Below are 17,412 nucleotides of genomic sequence, written 5' to 3'. Positions count from 1 at the left end.
TATTATGATAAATGATAGTGTTGCCAAGGCTGAGTGGAATATTCCCACTCGCATATTATTAGGTGAAGGCCGTATTAGCGAAATTGAAGCGCAGCTTGATCATTATAATTTTAAAAGCCCTATCATAATTTGTGATAAGCAAACTGCCAATTCGGCAATTGTTAAAAATCTATTGCGCCGGCTTGACCGCGGCAATTATTCATTTGGTAGTTTTTCAGAAGATATTGGTTACGTTAGTGATCAAAGCATTGGTTTTGCTGATGAAATTATCATGAAAGGCGAATTTGATTGCGTTGTCGCTCTTGGTGCTAGCCGTATCATAGCTTTTGCGCGCCTTGCGGCCAATAACTTAAAAATACCCGTCATTGCGGTTCCTTTAACTGCTGGCAATACAACTGAATTTTTGCCTTATGGATTTTCATACCAAACCGGTGAAAAATATCCCTCAGTTACTTTGCATAAAATAGAATTACCCAAACTCGTTCTTTTTGACACAAGACTTGCTTGTAAACAAAATAAGGCATTATTGGTCGATTCTGCTCTTGCTATTCTTGTCCACGCCATTGAAGCTTGGTGTGTGGGCGGCTTTGACCCTTTGGCTGACAATCTATCCCTAGAGGCCACCAAAACTATATTTGCGCAATTGCCGCAATTAATCAATAATCCAACAAACCATGAAATTCATGCCCATTTATTAAGTGCGGCGGTCATGGCAGGCCTTGCAGGTACGCGAAGACAAGGGGTAACAGCCGCATTAGCACGCTGTTTAAGCTTTATCTATGGCGTGGGTTACGGCAAGGCTGCAGGGCTTCTTCTCCCCCATGTCCTCACCTATAATCTTGAGGTGCTTGACCCACGACTAACCGACCTTGCTAACCGCCTTGGCATTAAAGGCGGCTCGACAGGGCTTGCCAAAGCCTTGCTAAAATTACGCCGCTTGGCTGGCGTACCAAGTAAATTGACCAATCTGGTGGGAACAGCAAAGATAAAACGCAAAGAAAAATTAATGCTTGAGCAAATGTCGGTTAATCACCCACTTGCACACATGTATCCTATCCGTTTTACGCAAAAAGCAGCACTTACTATTATTAATGCTGCTATTGCAGGTAAAATGAAACGCGAATAGCGTTTTGTGCAGCCTTCAATAAAATAAGCATTACAATTTAATAACATTATTAGAGCACTTTAACCAACTTGGTAAAAATGCTCTAATTTTATAGTTTCGCGTTATTTCATGCAAAAACAAAACAATTTTTTGTGAATGTTGTACGCCACCACTTTTATTATATAATATTTCAATATTGGCTAAGCTTCATGTTTTCAGTATATTGAATACCATCAACTTCCTTAATCACTGCTTGACCGCATTGCATAACGCCATTTTCAGGATTAGGAGCATAAGTGGGGCTGCCATAAAGCATCCAACCATTATTTAACGCAGCCGTCACCTTATGGCAAAAACTAGCATCATCAGGTCCGGTTAAAAAGCGATATAATTTCATTATAGCCTCTCCTTGAACATAAAATACTTTAAAGCGATTTTTATTCTGCCTAGCTCATTCAATCACTATAAATTAATGGTTTCAAGCATTAAATTGTGCTCAATCCACCGTATTCATTTAGCAAACGACTTTCAGCCCTACCCTTAATATAGGATAAAACGAATGACGTGCATAGCTTACCTATTGCGACAAAAATGCTCGACATACCCTATTGGATATAAAGTCCAAAAAGAAGAAAGAAATTGTAATTTACCTATGATAGATTATTAACAAGCGCCTTGAAACCTCCTATATTATCATGAATGATGGAATGGCTGATGCTAATCAGCTCTCAAATGCCAATAAAAGTAATTGATCGGAAATTTATATGAAAAAATGGTTGCAATCATTTTTGGGTGACTCACCAGGCAGAGTTTTTATCAAATTACTGATATTTTCGCTTATTATTGGTGCTTTGCTTAACTTCTTTGGCTGGACACCATTTAATGTTTTTGAACGGCTGTGGGATATGATTGCCCATTTATGGCGTACTGGCTTTTCATCTGCCAGCCAATTGCTCAATGTTATTTTTGTTGGTGCAGCGGTGGTGGTGCCAATATTTATCATTATACGCATATTAAATTGGCGTAAATAATCTAGTTAGGTTTATATCTTCCAAAGTGTGAGTACAAAATTTTCACTGCACATGACACTTAACAGCCCTAAATTCATTGGGGCAGGACCTATTAATAATATTTGGCGTGAATTCCTTTAAGAAATCACGCCAGCCAAAGCAATAAAATGTACCGATACAACATTTGCATGGGGAAAGGATAATTCTTTCATTGGATTAAACTGCTCTAAAACCAATTCTTGTGCATTATGGCGCAGAAACTTTTTAATAAAGGCATGGGGCGTGGTTTCATTTTTGATTATAACTTGCGCAACAACATAATCACCTTTTTTAACACGGCGGTTTGGATCAATAAAAGCAAGTTCACCATCTTCATAGCGTGGATACATAGAATCGCCTGAAATCATGATCGCGTAAGCATCTTCAACATCTTCCAATTGTGGTGGACATAGAACATCAAATAAGACGGTACCATTCATTGGAAAATCCCCATCAACACCACCAACGGCCTGGCCAAAAACCGGCAGCCGCCGAGTGCCAAATTTTAACCCCTTAACAATCATACCATTGGCTGACTCTGCCAGATCATATCCATTGTTGTTATATATGCCCGATGATGGGTCTAAATGGGCATCTTGGTGCAAAGATTCCGCATTTCCTTCACCGCTCATAAGCCATTGTGCAGTTGTCTGCAAAACAACGGCTATTTTTTCGAGTGTATCAATACGCGGTGACAACGATTTCCCTTCACGAATATTACGCAAAAAGGAATCGCTCAACCCCGCCTCTAGCGAGGCCTTGCGCTCGCTCTTGCCCAGCTTTTCAAGCCGCTGTTTTATACGGCCGGCCAAACTGTCAAAATTATTCTTATTGTTTTGGCTGTCTTTGTTCTGGATCACAGGTATATATCCCTTACAAGATCGATTCGATATATTTTTAATATCTTGTCATAAATACTGATAAAATCAATTTATCATTAAAAAATAATATTGTTTTTATTTTAATGGTTTAAGATAATTATCCACCAGCAGTTAAGATATCCAATAAATTTACCTTGATTTTAACGGTAAATTTACCTTATATTCAAGCAATCATCAATGATGATTATATGTTGGGTGCATTTGATTTTTTGCAAAAATAGATGGAAAAAACGAATGATAATTTCTATAATCTGGCACTTGGATTTTGAAACAAACCAATTGCACAAAATTAGCTGGATAAAGATGTATTAAGCCAAGTGATTACCAAATAATTTCATCATTTTTAACCAAGCCGCCTCTTCTATTCCATTTCCAATTATCCAAGATTTTTGAAAGAGACAAAATCATCACTTCTTCATAACCGCCAAAAGAACAAAACAAGAACAATTATTAAAAATGTGAGGAATTTTTATGAATAGCAATTTTTCAATCAGCATTAAAAAACGCGGTCGCCCTAAATTGAAAGGCAAATTACGTGAAGCCAATGGTCGGGTTAGCCGTGCCAAAGAGCCTATCCAAAAATTGGCTATTGAAGCGCGAGCCAAAGCCCATAAACTAACAATTGCGCAGGCAAGTGATCCCCGTTCTCAAAGCTATATTGGACGGCTATCGCTATTTGATCGTGCAGGCGGTATCAGTGCCGATCAATATCAAGCAGCATTACGATTTTTAGAAATTCGTAATGATTATCGCCGATCTCTTTTATCACCCGGCGCCTATTATGAAGCAACCGGCATTCAGCTTGGCAGTGAAAATATGGAAGAATATTCGGCCTGGGTTTTACGGGCACGAAGACGCTATAGTGCGACTTTGAAAGCGATTCAGGAAGCACAATTTGATAATGGCAATGAAAATCTTTATGCGGCAATTCAATATATCCTTATCGATGATAGGGAATTGCCACATTTACTTGGCGCTACACGCATGGTGCTCAATGCTTTACATCGCCATTTTTCTCACTTTGAACCTAATCGGCGTAAAAATATCTGGTCTGGTTATATTTCCTTAGGCCAAATGAATAAGGAACCTAAAAACGAGGAAAATTAGGGTTTAAACACAAGGCTAGAATATTCGAGAGCATTTTTACCAAGGCGGCAAAAGTGCTCTAAATTTCAAATTTCCTCATTGGCAGCAAAATTGTATCTCAACATTATTCAAGGTGGCAGCCTATATATTGAAGGTATTTTAACAATAGGCTTTTTATAATATGTTATTGTCAATCATATCACTGATAATTGCTTCAAGCACATCACCAAAACTATCAAGTGGGCTGTTTTTTCCAGTTTCCCATCCGGGCGATGCAAACCAGTGAATGAATATAAATTTACCAGTTAATTCGCCTTTGGTGATAAGACAAGCATAATCATCAGAGCCTTGGCGATGAGCAAAACACAATATGTTTCGATACGGATAGTGGCTATTAATGCCAGCACTTGTTTTTATAATCTCGTCATCACTTAAAAATACCCAAGGATCAAAATCCATTTTTCGATTGCGTATAACTTTGAGATTTTTATACAGCCTATCTTCAGGACTGTTATTATTTAAAAATGTCAACATTAGTTAGCTACCTTTATATTATGATATTTCATAGATTTTGACCTTGGAACTATTTTTATAAAATTTGGTAATTTTAAAAGTCCGATTGTAATATTTTAATTGTTTTAAAAGATCATACTCGTTAAAGATTAAGCTTGTTGGCCAAGTTAGCCTATTGTTTTAATTCCTTGTTGGTTTTTCATGACAGATGATCTTATTTTAGCATCCCTTAGCCCTTTTCGCGCAGGACTTTTAAAAAATGCCGGTCTTTCCGTTGCGATTGAGGGCGCCCACATTGATGAACGCGCAATTGAGGGTGAATTGGATGCCGTTAGTCCGATAAAATTGGCTGAAACTTTAAGCCTTGCCAAAGCCTATGACGTATCAAAACGCTTTCCTAATGCGCTTGTCATTGGCTGCGACCAAACTTTGGAGCTTGATGGCAATGTGGTTCATAAACCAAAAAATATGGAAGAAGCACGGCGGCGGTTAATGGCCATGTCGGGGAAAATTCACTATCTGCATAGTGGTATTGCTTTGGTTAAAAACCAAGAAACGATTTGGAGTAGTGTTGAAACGGCCAATATGCATGTGCGTATTTTAGAGCCAAGCTTTATTGGCCATTATCTTGAACGGGTGGGTAATCAAGTGTTGGCAAGCGTGGGCGCTTATCAAATTGAGGGGGAAGGCATTCAACTCTTTGATAAGATTGATGGCGATTATTTTACCATTATTGGCATGCCACTTATTCCATTATTAAATAAATTACGCCAATTGGGGATTATCAATGCGTGAACTTTCTAAGGCTTTTGTCACCGGTTATCCAATTAAACATTCGCGCTCGCCGCAAATTCATCGCCATTGGCTTAAATCCCATGAAATCGAAGGCAGCTATGATCCAATTGAAGTTGCGCCCGATAATTTCAAAGATTTTATTAAAAACTTAAGGCAAAGCGGTTTTAGCGGCGGTAATGTTACCATTCCCCATAAGGAAATGGCTCATGATTTGGTGGATCGACGTGATGATTTAGCCAATGAAATTGGTGCGGCTAATACCTTATGGTTTGAAGGCGATGTGCTTTGGGGATCAAATAGCGATTCCTATGGCTTTGCCAAAAATCTTGATGATTTTGTTGATGATTGGGCGGGAGACTGCGCATTGGTGATTGGTGCTGGCGGTGCGAGCCGGGCAATTATCCATGCTTTACGAGAACGCGGATTTAAAAAGATTATGTTGAGTAATCGCACAAAATCGCGGGCTGAAAATTTAATGGTGCATTTTAATAATGATGTCGATGTGATCGAGTGGCAGGATATGAATGATCATGTGCAAGCGGCTGATCTCATCGTCAATACCACCTCCTTGGGACTTGAAAATCATCAACAAGATGCAAATTTTATGCCCATCGACTTTAAACAAGCGCGCCGTGATGTTATTATTAATGATATTGTTTATACCCCACTTAACACACCTTTTTTAAAGGCTGCTGCGCAAGAAGGACTTAAAACGGTTGATGGTATTGGTATGTTATTGCACCAAGCAATTCCCGGATTTGAGCGCTGGTTTGGTGTAAAGCCAAGCGTCACACCGGAATTGCGGTCAAGCATCTTGCAATCAATGGGTGAAAAAGACAGGTAATTGCATGATTATTTTGGGGTTAACTGGTTCTATCGGCATGGGAAAAAGCACAACCGCCGCATTTTTTAAAAAATATGGCATTGCGGTTTATAGTTCCGATGAGGCAGTGCATGAGCTTTACCTTGAAGAACCTGCTTTAAGCCTTATTGAAGCGGCTTTCCCCAATACAGTGATCAATGGTGAGGTTTCGCGGCAAAATCTATCCTCTTACGTGGTTGGCAATAGCGATAATTTGAAAAAACTTGAAGCGATTATCCATCCGCTAGTGCGCAAAAAAGAGCAAGATTTTATAAAACTTCATCAAGATAATTGCGAAAAACTGGTTGTGCTTGATATTCCATTGCTTTTTGAAACAGGTGGTGAAAGCCGTGTGGATAAAATTGCTGTTGTTAGTGCGCCGTATGATATACAAAGAACCCGTGTTCTTGCCCGTGAAAATATGAGTGAGGAAAAATTTGCCGCCATTTTAAAACGGCAAATGCCTGATAGTGAAAAACGCGCGAGCGCTGATTTTATCATTGATACTAGCCAAGGTTTAATTGCAGCAGAACAAGCGGTACAAAACATTATAAAGACCCTAACGGAAAATACAAAAAATGCGTGAGATTATATTTGATACGGAAACCACCGGTCTAGATAAAACCAGCGACAGGGTGATTGAAATTGGTTGCGTTGAAATGGAAAACCGATTTTTGACCGGACGCACGTTCCATGTTTATATTAATCCGCAAGGTAAGGCTGTTCATCCAGATGCTTTGGCAGTGCATGGCATTTCTAATGAAATGCTGGCAGATAAGCCAAAATTTGGTGATATTGTTGATGAGTTTTTGGCCTTTTGCGATGGCGCTAAATTAGTAGCTCATAATGCGATGTTCGATCTTGGTTTTATTAATGCTGAATTGGATCGTATTGGCCAATTGCCGATTAGTGTTGACCGTATTATTGATACGCTTGCCTTGGCGCGGCGTAAACACCCAATGGGGCCCAATTCTTTGGATGCGCTTTGTAAGCGTTATGGCATTGAAAACAGTCACCGCACATTGCATGGCGCATTGCTCGATTCTGAAATTTTGGCCGATGTTTACATTGAACTTATCGGCGGTAAACAGGGCGCTTTGGGGCTAGCTGCTGACAATAAAAACAGCAATTCAGGCAAAAACAATAAAGACCAAAATGTTATTACTCTTCCACCGCGGCCAAAATTTTTAGCCCCCCTATTAACCGATGAAGAAAAAGCCGCCCATATGGCTTTGCTTGAAAAAATTGGCCCTAAAGCTCTTTGGTATGCTAAAAGTGAAGATAGTCAATAATAATTAAGAGGCTAACCTTAGATAGTTTAGGTTAACTAGAGCCAACCCCAATATTTAAGCAAAGCCGGTAAGCTATCTTTGGGGCTTGCCTTGATGTTTTCAAGTCACGAGCGCTGGAAGCTATTAACAGAATCGTGAAATTTTATAAAACAAATACAATTGTTTAGCATTAAAAAACGTAATAACTCAGTAGAAAGCGGGCTATTTTTGCGCTAAGCCATGCATCTATTTTAAAAACGCACCTTTTTATAAAGGTTTCCCATAAAATACTTTAAATTAAAAATGGCAGATTTTTGCTAAAAAAGTCGACGCCAAAAAAAGCCCTTTGACTGTTATTCCAGGCAAAGGGTTTTTTTTATTTTGGCCAAATTAAAAGCACTTACTGTAAGGCAAGAACCTATAATTTAGGAATTGAAACAGTTACATTAAACTCGCCATTTTCTTCAAGCTTAATGCCCTCATTGGCTATTATATCCTTGTCATTTACACAGATCTTCAACTCGCTACCCTTTGGCGTAACCGTTATGTGGTAAATAGCGTCACCATTTTTATAATCAATCTTGAACTGTTTCCAATCACTTGGAATAGATGGATTGATATAAAGCCGGTCGGCCTCTTTACGAATACCCAAAATAGCCTCGGTTGCAGCGCGATAAAACCAGCCAGCCGATCCCGTATACCACGTCCAGCCACCCTGCCCGCGCCGCGGCTCAACTGAATAAATATCAGCCGCTATAGCATAAGGCTCAACCTTATAGATTTCAGGCTTTTGGCCATGGCTAATGGGATTGACCATGGAAAATACCTTATAGGCGTCATCGGCTTTACCCATTTTTGCCAATGCCAAAATGCTCCATAAAGCGCCATGAGTATACTGGCCACCATTTTCGCGAACGCCTGGTGGATAGCCTTTAATATAGCCCGGTTCTTGTACTGTTTTATCAAAAGGTGGCCAGAATAGACGGATAAGGCCGCCCTCTTCATCGAGCAGATGCTCAAGCATAGATGCCATAGCTTGTTCTTGACGATCTGGTGCGGCAACACCTGACAAGACACTCCATGACTGGGCAATGGTGTCAATTTTACATTCATCGCTCAAATGCGAACCCAGCGGTGCGCCATCATCATAAAAACCGCGGCGATACCATTCGCCGTCCCACGCATTATCATGCAAGGCCTTGGTCAAATGTTCAAGATGACCATTCCAAGCATTAACATGGGCTTCATCGCCGCGTGCCTTGGCAAGGGGAATGAATTGTTGCAAAGTGGCACAAAGGAACCAGCCAAGCCAAACGCTTTCGCCCTTGCCTTCAATGCCAACGAGATTCATGCCGTCATTCCAGTCGCCACCTAGCATGAGTGGCAAACCATTTTCGCCGGTACGTTTTATCGCTAAGTCAAGCGCCAGAGCGCAATGATCATAGAGCGAAACACTTATCTCTGAGCGCTCTGGTGTGAAGTAGGAATCATGCTGGCCTTCGTTTAATAATTCTCCTTCGATAAAGGCGATCTTCTGGTCTAAAATATCGCTATTGCCTGTAACTTTAATATAAAGCGACACGCCATAGCCAAGCCATACCACGTCATCTGATATAAGCGTGCGTACCCCTGATCCAGATTGCGGCAACCACCAATGCTGAACATCACCTTCTTTAAACTGGCGTGATGCGGCATTGATTAATTGCTCACTAGCAAGGTTAGGCTCGAGCAACAGCATGGATAAAGTATCCTGCAGCTGATCACGAAAACCAAAGGCACCACTTGCTTGATAAAAAGCAGCACGCGCCATAATGCGGCAAGCATAGGCTTGATAAGGCAACCAATGATTAACCATCATATCAAAAGAAGGATCTGGCGTTTTTACCTGTAAAGGTGCGGTAAAATCGCGCCAGAATTGTTTTTGCTTGGCCAAGAGATCAGCAAAATCTGATTTTTTTGCTTCATCCAAAACAACTCTAGCCTGATCGATATTATTGCCATTACCAAGATAAAAAATTACCTCTGTTGTTTCACCTGCAGCGATTTCAATATCAACTGCAAATGCGCTACAAGGATCAAGCCCCGCTTCAACACGATTAGAAAGATCTTTTGCATCGCGGATAGCTTGCGGATGCTCGATCACTCCCAATGAACCAATAAATTCATTACGGTCTGCACTGACACTGCTTGGCTTAATCGAGGCGGCAACAAAGCTCACAAAATCAGCTTTTTCGGTTTGATAAGGATTGCGGACGAATAAAGCACCGCGCGCCTTATCATGAGTTGGTACAATGTAAGGTGCATTTTTAGCGCGTACTGATCCTAAAACCCATTCGGTATAATGGTAAAGGCGTAAGCGCTTTTTCGTAGTCGAGTTGTTTTTAATCGTCAATCTTGACAATTTCACCGGATTAACCGGATCAACAATATGGGTTAACTGGTAATCCACCTTGTCATGGGTTGACGAGAATTGCGAGTAGCCCTGCCCGTGACGCGCTTCATAAACCACATTATGATCGCGTTCCACCGCAGATACTGGTGAAAAACTGCGTAAACTATCACGATCAACAATATAAAGTGCTTCACCGGGACGATTTGAAACTGGATCATTCGCCCAGCGCGTTAATTGATAATCGCGGCTATTGCCAGCCCAAGTGAAACTTGAACCTTCGCTTGAAACATGCATGCCAAAATGCTCATTGCTAATGACATTGATCCAAGGATGAGGAGTGGTATTGGCACCAATAAGACGCGTGACATAACTACCATCACTATCAAAGCCACCATAATTATTCCAGAATTGCAAATCCTTACCATTGGCAAAACGGCGATCATCAACCTTACTAATAAGGCCGATGGCCGTTGCCTTTGGTTTTATATTGGCTTCTTTATCAATCAAACTTGTTTCATCGCTAGCATTAGCAATGATGAGGCTATTATGTGGCGTAGATTTACCTAATGCTTTGTCATTACCAACACCATTTGAAAGCTTGCCATTGATTGGATCATTGGCAATGCTTTCCATGCGCTTTAATTGTTCTGCCAAGGTACCATTAGCGGCATGAAGAACAATGCGAGCGCTGCTAAGTAAAGTATCAAAACTTGCATCACTAATTTGGTCGCGGCGAATGGTAAAGATATGAGGCTTTCCATTACTATCATTGGAGCGATTACGATACCCTTCACACATCCAATCAATAGCGCGCTGTGTGTCTTGAGCATAGGAAAAAGCACGCTCATTTAAAACAACGCAATCAACAATCAAGCCGCGTGTGCGCCAAAATTCATGGGCGCGTAGCAAATTTTGTAAAATGCCAATATCGGTTTCATTACTGATGCGTAAAACGAAAATTGGATAGTCACCCGATATTGACATTGGCCAAAGATCTGATTGCTTACCAAGACCGGTTGCAATACGCTCTGATGGCAGCCAAGGCCGCTCAGGATAGATGAGATAGCCAGCATATTTTTGATAATCAAGCGCTTGCTTTGGTGTAATGCCAACCTGATATAAAGTCACTTGCGAACGTGTCCAAGCCACGGCAAATTCACGCGGGAAGGCATTTGGTTGGCGATAATAAGCAATGTTATTTTCTAGCTTTTCACGATTATCGGCAACAAGTGTCCAAAAGACGAGGTCAATTTTTTTGTGGGCGGGCACGCGCACCTTGCAGCGAATAGCAGCAATGGGGTCAAGTACACAGCCTGATGAACCAACAAATGTCTTATCACGATCAAAAATAGTTGGTCGCCAGATGGTTCTACCACGGCCGATAAAGGCAGCGCGATCTGTTTCAGCTTCCGCCTCACGGATAGCTCCTGCCGCATCGGTAACAAAATGGCTTACATAAATATCGCGATCATTGGGGCTACGTTTACGGCGATGGGCAAATATAGTTGCGCCGTCATCCGCAATTTCTGTTTCCACAAACATCCGTGAGAAAACTGGATGGGCTGCATCAGTATCTGCGGTGGTTAAAACAAGTTCGCCATAAGAGGTAATCTCGATAATTCGATCTTTGCCCGTGGTATTGATAAGCTCAATTCGCCGTCCCTCGCCATCGCCCTCAGAAGCAACAATCACTTCAACCGTTGATTTTATACCATCAACGGTTTTGTGATATTCCGCTTTTTCAGCGGTGAAGACACAAAGACAATCTTCCTCGCTGACACGGGTTGGCTCACTGGTTGCCGACCACCACCGGCCAGTTGACACATCGCGTAAGAATAAGAAAGTTCCTTGTTGGTCTTGGGCGCTATCGGCCTCAAAACGGGTCACCATTATATCATTCCAACGGCTATAGCCTGCGCCCTTTGAAGTGAGCATGACATTATAGCTGCCATTGGATAATAATAAGGTTTCACGCGCTGCCGCCAATGGATCATTGATAATGCGCATTGGTGCATCTTCAAAGCCGCCTGCATCGGAGCGCATGGGATTTGCAGTTTTGGCATGGACAACGGGAATTTCACGCGGTGCTTTTTCTTGCAATAAAAGCTCAGTTGCTTCAATTACCGGATCAGAATGGAAACGCTCGCGCATAATGCCATCAAAAATGACATTCGATATAGCAAGAATAGACATGCCGTGATGGTGGGCATAATAATTATGCACTATTGCACAATGCTTACCCTCTGGTACACGCGCTGGGGTAAAATCAACCGCATCATAAAAGCCATATTGTCCCAAAGCACCAATTTGGCGCAAATTACGCAAATTGCTAACTGCTTCACTTGGGCTATATTGCGCAGCTAATAGGCTTGCATAAGGGGCAATGACCGCATTACGCGATAGGCCGCGTTTAAGGCCAAGACTTGGTACACCAAAGGGACCATATTGATAATTCATCTGCTGGTCGCGCGCATTAAATGCCGCTTCCGATATGCCCCAAGGTAGTGAGCGTTCACGCGCATAGCGAATTTGCTCACGCACAACAAGTCGGTTGGTCTGGTCAAGCAGCGAGCCAAGCGGCTCACGCATTACCAAAGGTGGCATCAAATACTCAAACATTGAGCCAGACCAAGATAACAAAGCGCCTTTCCAGCCAACAGGTACAAGCAAACGACCAAGACGGAACCAATGCTCAACCTTAAGATCGCCCTTAGCAATCGCAAATAGGCTTGAAAGTCGTGCTTCTGAAGCTAGCAAATCATAGCAGCTTTCATCAAGCTCATTTTCTTGGACGCGATAGCCAATCGACAATAAACGGCGTTCCTTGCGTTCAAGGAAATCAAATTTCATATCAAAGGCATATTGACGCGCTTGCTCGGCAAGACGGATTAAGTGCGCCCGCAAGAAATCGCTATCATGGTCGCCGGTTATATCCTGCTCATGGGCGGCGCAAGTGTCTAACAAACGTTCGGCCCAAGCCAAAGCTCGCGCAGAGCGGCTGCTATGCAATTCGCTGTCAAGTTCGCGTACCAATTTTGCAATATCACTTGCCATGAGGCTAATATCATGAATACGGAAGGTTGCAGTTTCCGGCTCATTCAATAATTGGAAAACAGCACGGCGGAAGTTTTGTGTGCGGTCAAAAATACGCGCACGTAAGGGGCGTAAAACACGCCGATCATTTGGAATTTCCGCCAGGGCTTCCTCAATAATATCATTGACATCATTAAGGCCGGCAAAATCGCTTTGTACATAAACGGCAGGCGCTTCCGCCCAAGAACGCAAAGCTGATGATAGGGTGACCAAATGGCCGGCAAGATTGCCCGAATCGACAGTTGAAACATAAAGCGGCAATAATGGACGCAAACTATCGGTTTCATACCAATTATAAAGGTGGCCTTGATATTTTTCTAGCTTGCCAAGGGTTTCAAGCGAAAGCTCTAGACGGCGCAAAGTATCACTAAAACTAATCCAACCAAAATCACGGGCTGAAACAATTGCTAGCAAATAAACACCAATATTGGTGGGCGATGTGCGCTTGGCAACAATTGGTTCAGGTTCTTCTTGAAAATTATCAGGAGGAAGGAAGTTATTTTCCTCATCGGCAAATGTTTCATAATACAGCCAAGTGCGCCGTGCAATACGGCGAAGTTCCGCTTTATCGCTGGCATGAAGTTCAAGCGAATCTTGTACGGCAGCCGAGCGGCTAACAATCCAAGCGATAAAGGGCGAAAAAAACCAAACAAGACCAAAAGGAAGGGCAAGTAATGCGGCAGGTGCAGTTAATAAAATTGGCAAGGCAATGGCAAAAAGACCAATAATACTGGCTGGCCACATAAGACCAATATAAGAGATTAAATTATTAGGCCCTGATTTTGTTGCAGCCGATGAACGCCATTCCAATAAATTATGATGAGAAATGCCAAGCCGATAAAGGGTGCGAATTATTGCGTCCACCATATAATAAGCGGTGTGAGCAATAAAGGTAACCCGCAAAGTAGCCTCTGCGGTATTTGATGAAATGCTGGTTAATACCGCCTGTAAATGGCCGCGCATTGAATAATCACGATTAACCGAGATTATGCCGCGCAATACCCCCAAAGTTGGCGCAATAAACATGCCGATAAGCAAAAATGCCTGCCATAAAAGTGCCGTTGATAACGGCATTAAACACCAACCAGCAATCGAGGCAGCACACCATAAAAGCGGTGTTAGTGATCTGCGCAGATTATCCTGCATTTTCCAGCGGGTGATAAGGCTAATGCCACGATTTTTAAACAAATAAGGCAAGAGTTGCCAATCGCCTCGCACCCAACGGTGATGACGGGCAGCGTCAACTTGATAAGCGGTTGGATAGTCTTCAATCACTTCAACATCGGTAACGAGAGCCGCACGTGCATAGCCACCTTCAAGCAAGTCGTGGCTTAGAACGGCATTTTCATCAATGCGGCCATCCATGGCGCGTTCAAAGGCATCAATATCATAAAGCCCCTTACCGGTAAAACTGCCCTCGCCTAGCAAATCTTGATAGGTATCAGAGACCGCAAAGACATAAGGGTCAATACCGCGATTTAGCGAAAATACACGTTGCAAGAACGATGCTTCTTCACCGGTGGTGAGCGATGGTGTTACCCGTGGCTGCAAAATACCATAACCGGAAATAACATTATTGGTTTTTGGATCATGAACTGGACGATTGATTGGATGAGATAATTTACCCACCATCAATGTAACTGAATCCGGCGTTAAACGCGTATCGGAATCAAGTGTCATGATATAACGAACATTGCGCGGTAAATTGGGGTCAATGGGGAAAAACGAGGTATCTTGATCGCCGCGTAATAAAAGATTAAGCTCGTGCAGCTTACCGCGCTTACGCTCCCAGCCCATAAAGCAGCCTTCGCTTTTATTATATAAGCGGCGGCGGTGCAAAATGAAGAATTGCGGTACATTATCACCAAAATAATGGTGGTTTAATTTGGCGATGGCATCGCGAGCATAATCCAGAAGATCAAGATCTTCCTTAGTTTCTTCTTCTTTGGCATCGGGCCAGTCGCTTAACAATACAAAGCCAATTGCGCCATTGGGATTATTTAGATAATGCACTTCAAGATTACGCACCTGCTCATCAACACTATCGCGCGAATTGATCATAGTTGGCACCACTACCAATGTGCGGGCATCTTCAGGAATGCCATCCTTATATTCGTAACCAATAAGGCGGTGGGGCTCCACCGTCCATGAAATGAGCAAATTATAAAGGGCAGAAGCAATATCCATCGATGGAAAAATGGCAAAAGCAGTAAATAGCAGTGCAAAGCTTTGCGGCAGCCCCAAAAGATGCAAACAGCAATAGACAATTGCCAACAAAACAAGAGTAAGGACGGTAACTGGAACAGCAATATTCCAAATGCCAAGTCCCTTGAAAAAACGCATGAATTTATCAGAAAATGTTGGCTGATAATCGCATTTTTTTTCAAGACCACGGCGCCCCTCACCGACTAAAAACCAAGCAAGCGAGCGGATAGCAGGATTTGCTTTAAGATTTTCTTCGCTGCGTGTTTCATCGGCAAGTTCTAAGGCCTTACGGGTAACAGTCAATTCATCATTGGGCGAGCGACGGGCAAGCTTTTCAATAATTTTCCGGTAATTATTGCGCGAATGAAAATCAACTTGTGAAAAATCACTATTATTACGCAGCAAAAAGTCAACATGGCTGACGCTTTCAAACCATGACGTCCAATCAACGTCATCAATCGCTTTAAGCGACTTTATGACGTTACCCATGGTCACGCCGCCGGTTGCTTGGCGACTATGCTCATTGGCCATGATTGTTTCACTGTCAATATTTTGTCTGCTTAACTCATCATCAATCAAGGTCAAAGCACGGCTACAATCCACCGATGCGCCACGTAAACGGTTAAGCAAATGGGCGGCAAAACTTGTGTCCCCCAAAAATTCGCGATAACCAGCAAAAAGTTCGTTGACGTCGTCTTCCTCACCCATGGCAATAATTTTGTCGGCCACTTCATTAGCGTTAAAACGCATTTGGCGGGCTTTTTCGATACGTAAGCAAAGACGGCGAGCATTATCGATGAGTAAAAAGCGGATCGCTGATGGCAAAGCCCATAATTCACCAATACGTAATGGCTCTTTTTCTTGATAGCCCTCGACCATTTCAGTCAAGGTTTCAAGAGAAAAGTTACTATCAGTATGGGCAACATAAAGCCAAGCCATTGCGAAAATACGGGCAATCTTGTCATTATTACCATAGGCTGGCAATTGCTTTAAAAAGCCACGCGGAAAATCGCGCCGCGTTTGCTGGATAGCTTTATCAATGGTGTAATGATTATCAAGCAGCCATTGCGCTGCCGGTGTTACCGTTTCATTATTACGTGCTGCTGCATCGGTTGCGCGAAAGACATAAAGAATGATTTTGGAATCTTCTGATAGGCGGCTACCGAACACAAAAGGATCATATTCAGGCAAGGAAATAGGCTCATGTCCTGCCATTTCATTGGCAAGCTCGCGCAATTGACTGGCAGATTTATAAACCGCACGGATAGGGCGGGCTGCTAATTTTTGGCTTTGCCAATTATCTTGTCCGAAATGAAACCAATTGCCCGATACAATGTTTTTTACCATAAATCACTATCCTTATGCCCAAAAAGGCGATTAAGACCGTATTTTTAACCTTTACAAGCGCCTATCCATTTGCGGTGCTCAAAAGACATATTCTGAAGTATTTTCCATTTAGTTTAAAATGAAAAAACAGCTAACATATTGTTTATATTTTTTTAAGAAAACACTTATTAACTAATCAGTACCATTATCAGCAAACCAAATACTGCAATTAAAAACATAGCCATTGCAACATGGTGAAGATGTAAAAAAATTGCGTTCAACCAACTTACGCTCTCCCTTGTGTTTGTTTTATAATCTAAAATAAAGCGCATGGAGTGCCTTCGTTATAATAGCTGTAAAACCTATCAATTCAAAGAATAATATTTCATAAACGCCCAATTAGCTTAACCAATTCTGTATAGAACCTTCTATCCTGTCCATTCTGAATTATTTGCAAATTTCAATTTTGGCAATCGATTTTATCCCTTATAAAAATATTAAAAATCAACAATATAATTATTGTAAGCCTACAAAAACTAACGTGCCTAACAATGAGATGCAATCAGCAGCCTTAGCATTTGGTTCTTACAATAATTACAAACAGAATATGGAAATATTTTTAAAATTTACGAAATCATCCAACACGTTTTTTTTCACTATGTAATGATTACAATTTACACAGCAGCGAGCTTTCATAGATTTTTAGAATAAATCTACTGCCCTAACCGATTTTATGAAACATCATCATAAATTGGATAAAATGTTGCTCTTGTCCAAGGGGTAAAACCTAGTAGCATTTTTTAAGCATAAGACTTTGATAAAATTGAAAAATAA

At 41.8% G+C, this 17,412-nt stretch carries 11 protein-coding genes; 7 read left to right on the top strand and 4 right to left on the bottom strand.

The window, feature by feature from the left end; translation table 11 throughout:
* The first annotated feature begins 4 nt into the window (after positions 1 to 4).
* Entirely contained in the window at positions 5 to 1,126 is a 1,122-nt protein-coding gene (locus N6B01_RS13135; protein WP_262079171.1) for an iron-containing alcohol dehydrogenase, read from the top strand.
* 169 nt (positions 1,127 to 1,295) lie between these two features.
* On the opposite strand, the gene N6B01_RS13130 is transcribed toward N6B01_RS13135, so the two are convergent.
* On the bottom strand, positions 1,296 to 1,502 hold the full coding sequence (locus N6B01_RS13130; protein WP_182418193.1) for a DUF1737 domain-containing protein: 207 nt from the start codon (positions 1,500 to 1,502) through the stop codon (positions 1,296 to 1,298).
* 367 nt (positions 1,503 to 1,869) lie between these two features.
* On the opposite strand from N6B01_RS13130, the gene N6B01_RS13125 reads away from it, so the two are divergent.
* Positions 1,870 to 2,136, top strand: coding sequence for a DUF6460 domain-containing protein (locus N6B01_RS13125; protein WP_262079170.1), 267 nt, complete (start codon positions 1,870 to 1,872; stop codon positions 2,134 to 2,136).
* 116 nt (positions 2,137 to 2,252) lie between these two features.
* On the opposite strand, the gene N6B01_RS13120 is transcribed toward N6B01_RS13125, so the two are convergent.
* A complete protein-coding gene (locus N6B01_RS13120) occupies positions 2,253 to 3,014 on the bottom strand; it encodes an XRE family transcriptional regulator (protein ID WP_262079168.1) in 762 nt (253 codons plus the stop codon).
* Positions 3,015 to 3,506: 492 nt separating this feature from the next.
* On the opposite strand from N6B01_RS13120, the gene N6B01_RS13115 reads away from it, so the two are divergent.
* Positions 3,507 to 4,142, top strand: a complete 636-nt coding sequence (locus N6B01_RS13115; RefSeq protein ID WP_262079166.1) for a hypothetical protein — start codon at positions 3,507 to 3,509, stop codon at positions 4,140 to 4,142.
* A 153-nt stretch (positions 4,143 to 4,295) separates the two neighbouring features.
* Here N6B01_RS13115 and N6B01_RS13110 read toward each other — a convergent pair whose 3' ends face one another.
* Positions 4,296 to 4,655, bottom strand: coding sequence for a hypothetical protein (locus N6B01_RS13110; protein WP_262079165.1), 360 nt, complete (start codon positions 4,653 to 4,655; stop codon positions 4,296 to 4,298).
* 180 nt (positions 4,656 to 4,835) lie between these two features.
* Here N6B01_RS13110 and N6B01_RS13105 point away from each other — a divergent pair, with 180 nt between their 5' ends.
* Genes N6B01_RS13105 through dnaQ form a run of 4 tightly spaced genes read left to right on the top strand, consistent with a single transcriptional unit; the run spans position 4,836 to position 7,583 of the window.
* Positions 4,836 to 5,429 carry a Maf-like protein gene (locus N6B01_RS13105; protein WP_262079164.1) on the top strand — a complete coding sequence of 198 codons (594 nt, stop codon included), beginning with the start codon at positions 4,836 to 4,838 and terminating at the stop codon, positions 5,427 to 5,429.
* Positions 5,422 to 6,273, top strand: coding sequence for a shikimate dehydrogenase (locus tag N6B01_RS13100; RefSeq protein ID WP_262079163.1), 852 nt, complete (start codon positions 5,422 to 5,424; stop codon positions 6,271 to 6,273). Before N6B01_RS13105 ends, N6B01_RS13100 begins: the two co-directional genes overlap by 8 nt.
* Positions 6,274 to 6,277: 4 nt before the next feature.
* Complete coding sequence (gene coaE / locus N6B01_RS13095; RefSeq protein ID WP_262079162.1) at positions 6,278 to 6,877, top strand: dephospho-CoA kinase; 600 nt, start codon at positions 6,278 to 6,280, stop codon at positions 6,875 to 6,877.
* Positions 6,870 to 7,583 carry a DNA polymerase III subunit epsilon gene (dnaQ, locus tag N6B01_RS13090; RefSeq protein ID WP_262079160.1) on the top strand — a complete coding sequence of 238 codons (714 nt, stop codon included), beginning with the start codon at positions 6,870 to 6,872 and terminating at the stop codon, positions 7,581 to 7,583. The genes coaE and dnaQ overlap by 8 nt, the downstream gene beginning before the upstream one ends.
* A gap of 397 nt (positions 7,584 to 7,980) precedes the next feature.
* Here the strand turns inward: dnaQ and N6B01_RS13085 are convergent, their stop codons facing one another.
* Positions 7,981 to 16,599, bottom strand: coding sequence for a glycoside hydrolase family 94 protein (locus N6B01_RS13085; RefSeq protein ID WP_262079158.1), 8,619 nt, complete (start codon positions 16,597 to 16,599; stop codon positions 7,981 to 7,983).
* Between the last annotated feature and the right edge of the window lie 813 nt (positions 16,600 to 17,412).

Origin of the sequence: Bartonella sp. HY406, from assembly GCF_025449315.1 — a bacterium.
Classification (GTDB): Bacteria; Pseudomonadota; Alphaproteobacteria; order Rhizobiales; family Rhizobiaceae; genus HY038.
This window is presented reverse-complemented; position numbering and strand designations above follow the sequence as displayed.

What these genes read in the sequence shown, in the direction of transcription:
- N6B01_RS13130 (WP_182418193.1), bottom strand. Translation starts at nt 1,502, where the DNA reads ATGAAATTATATCGCTTTTTAACCGGACCTGATGATGCTAGTTTTTGC.
- coaE (WP_262079162.1), top strand. Translation starts at nt 6,278, where the DNA reads ATGATTATTTTGGGGTTAACTGGTTCTATCGGCATGGGAAAAAGCACA.
- N6B01_RS13105 (WP_262079164.1), top strand. Translation starts at nt 4,836, where the DNA reads ATGACAGATGATCTTATTTTAGCATCCCTTAGCCCTTTTCGCGCAGGA.
- N6B01_RS13135 (WP_262079171.1), top strand. Translation starts at nt 5, where the DNA reads ATGATAAATGATAGTGTTGCCAAGGCTGAGTGGAATATTCCCACTCGC.
- N6B01_RS13100 (WP_262079163.1), top strand. Translation starts at nt 5,422, where the DNA reads ATGCGTGAACTTTCTAAGGCTTTTGTCACCGGTTATCCAATTAAACAT.
- N6B01_RS13125 (WP_262079170.1), top strand. Translation starts at nt 1,870, where the DNA reads ATGAAAAAATGGTTGCAATCATTTTTGGGTGACTCACCAGGCAGAGTT.
- dnaQ (WP_262079160.1), top strand. Translation starts at nt 6,870, where the DNA reads ATGCGTGAGATTATATTTGATACGGAAACCACCGGTCTAGATAAAACC.
- N6B01_RS13085 (WP_262079158.1), bottom strand. Translation starts at nt 16,599, where the DNA reads ATGGTAAAAAACATTGTATCGGGCAATTGGTTTCATTTCGGACAAGAT.
- N6B01_RS13115 (WP_262079166.1), top strand. Translation starts at nt 3,507, where the DNA reads ATGAATAGCAATTTTTCAATCAGCATTAAAAAACGCGGTCGCCCTAAA.
- N6B01_RS13110 (WP_262079165.1), bottom strand. Translation starts at nt 4,655, where the DNA reads ATGTTGACATTTTTAAATAATAACAGTCCTGAAGATAGGCTGTATAAA.